At 53.0% G+C, this 6,894-nt stretch carries 4 protein-coding genes; 1 reads left to right on the top strand and 3 read right to left on the bottom strand.

Features of this window, described 5'->3' with window-relative positions:
• The 3 genes from RMSM_RS25380 to RMSM_RS41305 all read right to left on the bottom strand — a co-directional run.
• A partial coding sequence (locus RMSM_RS25380; RefSeq protein ID WP_236622300.1) for a GumC family protein occupies nucleotides 1-1,424 on the bottom strand: 1,424 nt, incomplete at its 3' end.
• 510 nt (nucleotides 1,425-1,934) lie between these two features.
• Nucleotides 1,935-4,982: an O-antigen ligase family protein gene (locus RMSM_RS25370; protein ID WP_008703330.1), complete on the bottom strand. Its 3,048-nt coding sequence runs from the start codon at nucleotides 4,980-4,982 to the stop codon at nucleotides 1,935-1,937.
• A gap of 265 nt (nucleotides 4,983-5,247) precedes the next feature.
• The gene (locus RMSM_RS41305) at nucleotides 5,248-5,820 is read right to left on the bottom strand and encodes a hypothetical protein (RefSeq protein WP_236622301.1); all 573 of its coding nucleotides are present in this window, start codon (nucleotides 5,818-5,820) and stop codon (nucleotides 5,248-5,250) included.
• A gap of 582 nt (nucleotides 5,821-6,402) precedes the next feature.
• On the opposite strand from RMSM_RS41305, the gene RMSM_RS25355 reads away from it, so the two are divergent.
• Nucleotides 6,403-6,867, top strand: a complete 465-nt coding sequence (locus RMSM_RS25355) for a hypothetical protein (protein ID WP_236622299.1) — start codon at nucleotides 6,403-6,405, stop codon at nucleotides 6,865-6,867.
• The last annotated feature ends 27 nt before the right edge of the window (nucleotides 6,868-6,894 follow it).

Genomic DNA, 6,894 nt, shown 5'->3' with positions numbered 1-6,894 from the left:
CGGAACGTCGCATCAAGAAACTCGCTCAATCCTGCGAAGGTCGTTCCAATTGCAAGACCAAGAATCCCTCCAATCGCAAGAACCAGAGGCAGACGAGGCCAGCAAGGTTCTTTGTTGATTTCAGGATGGGATAGTAGGTCGGTTGAGAAACCCGCATAGGATCCCGCCAAGTTGATTTCATGAAGTCGGCGAATCACTTCATCGTAACGCGACTGTGCTCGATTCAATTTCGCTTTCAGTGCAGTTCCGGTCATGAAATCGGCCTCAATGCTCTTGGCCAGCAACAGCTCCGTCTCGGCGTCAGCGGTCAATATTTCCTTGCGTTTTTCACGCTCCGCAATATCGTTGCGAAGCAGCAAGACATAGGTCTTGAGCATTTCGCTTGGATCGAGTTTCTTGGTCGCCAGGACTGCTGCCTCAGGAGCATTGGTCTTGATGAACTGCTGGATCACCTCGATCTCTTGGCGTGTCGCTGCGACCAACGGATGGCCTGGACCAAAATCCTCGGCAAGCGTGCGTTCTTTCTGCAGCAGTTCCAGCAGGATGGTGTACTGGGCTTTGGCAACCTCCTGGCGCGCTGGCTGCTCTGCTTGGAATGCTTCGGATTGCACTTCGCCACGTGTCATGTCAAGAAACAGCTTTAATCGCTCGACTTCTTTGTGGCTTAGCAGCGCGAGGTGGGCGTTATCGCCAATTTCATTGACGTCTTCTTCCTCGAGAAATTTCTCAATGACTTCCAATCGCGAAGAGGATTCGGCGAGTTCGGAACGAACGAGGTTTAGTTCTGCTTCGAGGTCTGCCAAACGGTCACGATGCACGTCACGGACACGGTCGCCTTCGAGCAACACAGGTACGGACTTGACGAATTCGCGATATTCTCGATCGGCATTGTCTAGTTCTTGTTCATGTTCCTTCTGAGCTGTTTCGATCAGCGTGATCGCCTCTTTGGTCTTGTTTTGGCCATGCGACTCGACATAGTCGCGATAGCTCTCAAAGATTGCCGTCAATACCGTGGCAGCGACAGCGGGATCAGGGTCACGAAAGGTCGCCCGCAGCACCATTGCATCGCGAGCGGAGCCTTCACCCCCTCGCTGAACATCAAGATTCTCAAGAATGTAATCAACCGCCGAAAGCTCGTTTTCGGCTGCCTTTTGGAAAGACGCGAACTGTCCCAAATTCTCTCTTTCAACGGCAGCGTGAAGATTGTGGCGGCTCTTCAGCAATTGCATATGCGTTGCGAGTTGGTCCTCTTGGATCGAATCACCCGTCGCTGATGCGGTGGACGACGTTCCGCTTGTCGCCAATTCGGAGTTCCGTTGTCCGACCAGAATCTCGATATTGGATTCATACAGAGGTTCGGTCGCAAAAAAGTGATCAGCGCGAGCGTTCCTCCGACCATGATCCCAACGAGCAAGTGGGGCCAACGTCGAAACAGGGTCCCCATCAAATCGACCTCGATTTGGGGGAGATGGGAATTTAGCTTCCGCTGTTGAGTGGGACGTCATCAACTCGCCTGTTTGTGATTGTGTAAACGCTAAAGGGATTCGACTGAGAGTCATCGGCAGAAAAAAACGCTTCCCCTCTAAATTCGGACAGCCTAGGTATCGACTCGTAGGCATTGCCTTAAAATTCAGTTCGTCTGCCTTGTGACGCGCAATCGCTCTCTGCCATATCTAGGGCTTGTGCGGATAACAACGCGGCGGGGGGTGTGCGTTCAGCCAGACAGTGATGTCCGTTGCACGCAAGATGGTGCAAAAGGCTGACGCAAAAGACGAAGATTCGGATCTTGACGGCACCACGCTGTAAATCTTGTTGCTGATGCAGCAATCGCACAAAGAGGATTGCGCTACGTTCTTAGATCGATTCGTCACGAAACTTAGGGCGAGTTTCGCTACGAATTGCATCAATCGGAGTGTTCAGATCCGTGGCTCTCGCTAGAGATTGGATGCTTTGATCTTTTGTTCGATCTCGTCTTTGAGTCTCTTTTGAATCGCATCGATCAAGTCACCGAATTGACGGTTTGACGGGTCCGAAGCCTTGCCGAGCGAGGCCTGCTTTAACGCCTCTGCTAGCTGGCCGGTCTCGATCAGTGTCTGGGTGTAACGCAGTCGATAGTCCGAGTTCAGTCCATCGCTGCGGACAGCTCGTTGCCAATAGTTGCCAGAGATCTCGTGTTGATCAATGGTTTCGTGCAATTGAGCACAAAGCGAATATATCTCGGCGTCCGATAGCGATGAGTCTTGCTCGATCCGTTTACAACCAAAATCACAAAGTGCCGCCAAGAAATCGTCGCTGGCACCCACTCGTTTGCTACGTCGCAAGATCGTCAGGGCCACCTCCGAGCGTCGTGATGGCACGAGTTGTTCTGCGATTTCTTGCGGGGTGAGAATGGTTTCTGCACGCATCATGATCGCTTCGAGAAAGTCGTCTTTTAGCAATAATGCGCCGTTCCACTGTTGAATCAAGGTCTCTTTGTCACGCTGGTAATATGCTAGGAACCCATTGGCAAATTGTATCGATCGACTGCTTTTCGAAAGCGGAACCAATATATCAAGCCATCGCCTTTCCTCCGTCTTCATCAAGGGTGCGAAGAATGCTGATGTGAGGTAAACCTGAGGATTAAGTGGATTGCGGGCGATCGATTGCTTCAGGTCACTGGCAATGTTGACGAGCTGATTGACGAGGTCGGGGTTGGAAGTGATTTGATCAACAATCTCGTTCGAGGCGTCGGATGGCAGCATGTGTAACGCATGGTAGAACGTCTCGGGGTAAGTCGCTTGCCAATCGATAGAGTGACCTTGTTGCTTGCCATGTTCCACCAAAGCAAGCCGGAAGTTTACCGTTCGCCAAACGGCGCGGCGGTGATACAAATCCGCACGCTGAGGATTGATCCGAATCGCTTCGTCCAACAGGGATTCATTTCGAGACACTTCCTCGACAGTAGGTTGGTAATCGACGATAAGTGTATCGGTTTCTTCAATCACAGAATCACAAATCGCTTCTTGACGAAGAACGACAAATGCGAAAAACACAATCCCTAGCATCGGCACGAACCAAGTCATCGGGTAGCAGAAAAACGAAGTGGCATTTGCAAGCCTTCCCGTAAATGCCAAACGCGACTTGTCCCCGTGGTGCGATTGCAGTACCGCCGGTTTGTTGGTGACGGTGAGAGGATTCTCGCCTCGTTTCTTGTGATGCTGGCGTTGCGAGACGTCTTGTTGAACGCCACTGATGCTGCCGGCCAACAGGGCGTGGGAAAAAAGGACGCCAGGTATCAAAATGACAAAATCAACAGTGCTTTGAATTGCAACGGATAACAGAGCAATCAGGCCTGCGATTCCCCAACCGCGTCGATCAAACGAAGCACCTCTTCGCGCCAATTGATAGGTATGCCGAAGCAGCAGGAGGATGCTTACCACGGCGATGGAAATTCCTGGCAAACCATACTCGACCAGCGTCTCCAGGAATTGCTGGTGGGCCTCACGGAACCACTCGCTGGTATTTTCAACCTGCTGGTCCAAATGTGCGTAACCATAAGTTCCAGCTCCACTTCCCACAGGGAAATACTCGGCGGCGCTGCGCCAAGCTTCTTGCCAATGAACCCAGCGTCCGTCCGCCGACAATGAATCCCGGTCCATGCGGCCCGTTTCGGATTGTAACGTGGGATGCAACTTGCCGGCGATAATTGCACTGAGCGAAATCAGACACAACACACTCGCGAGTATCGCGTAGCTGCGAACTGGAAGCTTCAACGGGATGAGTAGAGGGACCAACAGCAAAGCTAAACCTGTCGCAGCAAGTGCGCCGCGCGAGGCGGAGATCAACAAGGCCGATGTCAATAACGAAATCAGTAGCACGAGCACAACAATACGAGGCCGTGTCCACAGCGGCGACGAGTTGTAGAAGCTCTGACTGCGAGAACCTCGACTTGTTGAGAACGAGTTTGTTGAACTTCGTTTTCCCGGCTGACGTCGCCCGCTGGATTGGTCGTTATGTTTCATCAATGCCACCCACAGCATCCCAATTGCCGTGCCCAAACCGGGGATCACCGCCGCGGCTCCGGCATTCTTGTAGATGAACGTTGCAAACGGAAGGATAACTTCCTCTCGTGTTATGCCAAGCAACAGTTCAGTCGTTCCTGAGGCTCGTTGCAGAATTGCCCAAAAGCCCAGAAAGACTGCGTTGAAAACGAGGGTCCATGCCAAGAGTTTTCGACTATGGCGTCCCGGGAAAAGGACGGTCGAGAGCATAAACAAAGCTAGTGCAATCGCATGCACCGCAAGCCTCTTTCGCGTTGCGGCAGGAATAACACTTAACGTCAACGGCCGCTGCGAGGTGGTGGGGGCAGCTGGATTGTTGGAATTGGTCGTTTCTCCGTCGAGGAGTTTTGGGCCGTGTTCATCGGTAAAGCTTGTTAGTTCGGCGATCGCGACGTCCGCGAACTGCTCTGTTTCATCTAATAATGCCGGGGAAACAACCGAAACCAACGAACTTGGAATGGGCACGCATTGGAACGCCGTGAACGTCAGCCATGACGATCCCAGCACCAGGATGAGCATCGCGGCGGTAGTGATCGGCTCGAGCAATTTTCTCGAAATGATCGTCAATACGATGGCCATCAAGACCAATACCGAAACGTGCTGGATGGTGATTGCATCGGTTCCGCCAAACCGCCAACACGTGTACACCAGAGCCACCAGCGTCAATGCGCGAGCGAGATGAAGCGGGATACGCGCTCGATCCAATGACGCTGGCGAATTAGATTGTCTCGCTTGCAGGCTGTCTCGGGACGATCTCGATCGGGTCGTCCGCATCGGTTGGATTGTGTCGGATGCGGATTGGCGGTGTGATGAATCCGGTCGTACCGATGCCGCACGCGGCAACGACGTCGAGGCAGAAACTCGCTGAGGTTGCACCGGGATCTTTGGCGATTCAGCGGGTTGATCCGTAGGCAGCGGGTCCGGGGACGGGTTCGCATCCATTGCGGGGTATCTATCGGTTCAAGTTTCGAGTCTCGCGGACGTGCGAAAGTGCCTTGTCAGCGGTGCCCTGTCAGCGGCAATTGACAAAAAAATCGCCCGAGTTTGCGGGAGACCTTTCCCGCTTCTGTATCGGCCAATGTACGAGTAAACCCGAAATCGGAACACAGCAAACGTTAAACTAGGGATAACGAAAAAAGCCCGCACGGATCAAACCGTGCGGGCTTTTTGTTGGTTTATGCGTCAAATTGACGTTCTACGTTCGAGCCTACAGTCCCGAAGGCGATGCGGGAGGACCGGGTTCGTCGTCGTCTGTGGCCAAGGGGATCGAGATCGCGGCTGCGATTCCGCCGGCTGCGAGCAGGCCAAAGCCGCCGCCACCACCGCCACCGCCACCAGCTCCACCACCGCCGCCGCCGTGGTGTCCACCAAAGAGACCGCCAGAGTGGTGTCCGCCACCTCCGATGTTGACTAGTCCACCGTCAGCAAATCCACCATCGATGAAGCCACCATCGATAAATCCGCCGTCGATCGGGGGACCAACAATGTCTCCGACGGGATAGAGAGCTAGCAATTCGTCGCTGCACTTCAAGTTGCGGCGAATTTCAAATAATTCGTCGCGAACCGCCAACAGGTCCGCTTCGTTGTTCGTGCCGGCGTCCAAAAGACGGTCAACGGCAACGATCGCTTCGTTGACGCGAATCAGCTTTTGTTCGCAGGTGTTCTCTTCGTTGGCGACGAATTCATTCAATTCGCTCACCATTTGTCCTACGTCCAGCGATCCTTCTGCTGCAACCATTTCAGCCTCAGCCGCCATGAACGCATGGGCAGGAGCTGTCACGGCACCGCACAGCAAGGCAGCCGCCGAAAGTGTGAAAATCCTCGTGAAACGCATCGTAAAAGCCCTAATTATTAAGTTGTTCGATTCCATGGGTTCGCAAATTTGGATCGCCTGACGCCCCCCGGCTCGATCTCTGCAATTTTTTATCTTCATCAGAGTTTATCTGCAGATAACAAATAGACAATGAAAAAAATTGCCTATATTGCAAAAACCACCCAGGTTACCTGTCCGGTAAAGTCATGTAGGGCTGGTTTGTAAGGGTTGTAGCGGCATTTCTTTCCGGTGCCTGCCCACGCTCTTGACCTGCTCCGTTATCGCTTCGCTTTCTGCGTCCGACACCGCACCGCTGGTGGTTTGCGAACTCCATGCGAGCCAGCCGAACTGAATCAGCGTGTCGGAATTCGCGTCAAAACGGGAACGACCTGAATCGATTCCCCTGTAAAATGTTGTGTTGAGTGGTTTTGGCAATTACCTAGAATGCAGTCGTAGACCGATGGCTAAACTAGCAAACCTGCGGTTCGCGTCCTCTGTGTCCCTTTTCCACATCCTGTCCGTATCCATTTTTGCGGTTCGATAACCCAAATGTCACATAAATCTTCAGCTCCACCGACCTCATCGGCCCCCCTGGATAGCTCACGCGAAGCGGTAATGGCTCGCTTGAAATCGACGCTATTGCAGGAAAAAAAGGAACTCGAAGTCGACAAGATCTTCCGTGCCCTGGTCAAACTCGAAGGGTCGGACTTGCATCTAAAAACCGGGCAACCGCCGATGGTGCGGGTCCGTGGCGAATTGAAGCCACTGAATCGACCGCCGATCGAAAACGAAGAGATGGTCGATCTGTTGATGCCGATGATGGACGACCGAAACCTGCTGATCTTTGAACAGGAGGGCGGTGCTGACTTTTCGTATCAGTGCGAAGTCGATGGCGTTCGATGGCGTTTTCGTATCAATATGCTCAAGGCGCTCGGCAGCAGTCGGTTTGGTGGCGCGGCGAATCAGCAACTGGATTCCCGACTTCAAAGGCCTGTTTCTACCCGAATCGGTTGAGCAGCTCTGTCACTTTGAACAAGGTAT

It is taken from the genome of Rhodopirellula maiorica SM1, from assembly GCF_000346295.1.
GTDB classification, from domain to species: Bacteria; Planctomycetota; Planctomycetia; order Pirellulales; family Pirellulaceae; genus Novipirellula; species Novipirellula maiorica.
Note: the sequence above shows the minus strand (reverse complement) of the source record. Positions and strands in the feature narration are given on the sequence as shown.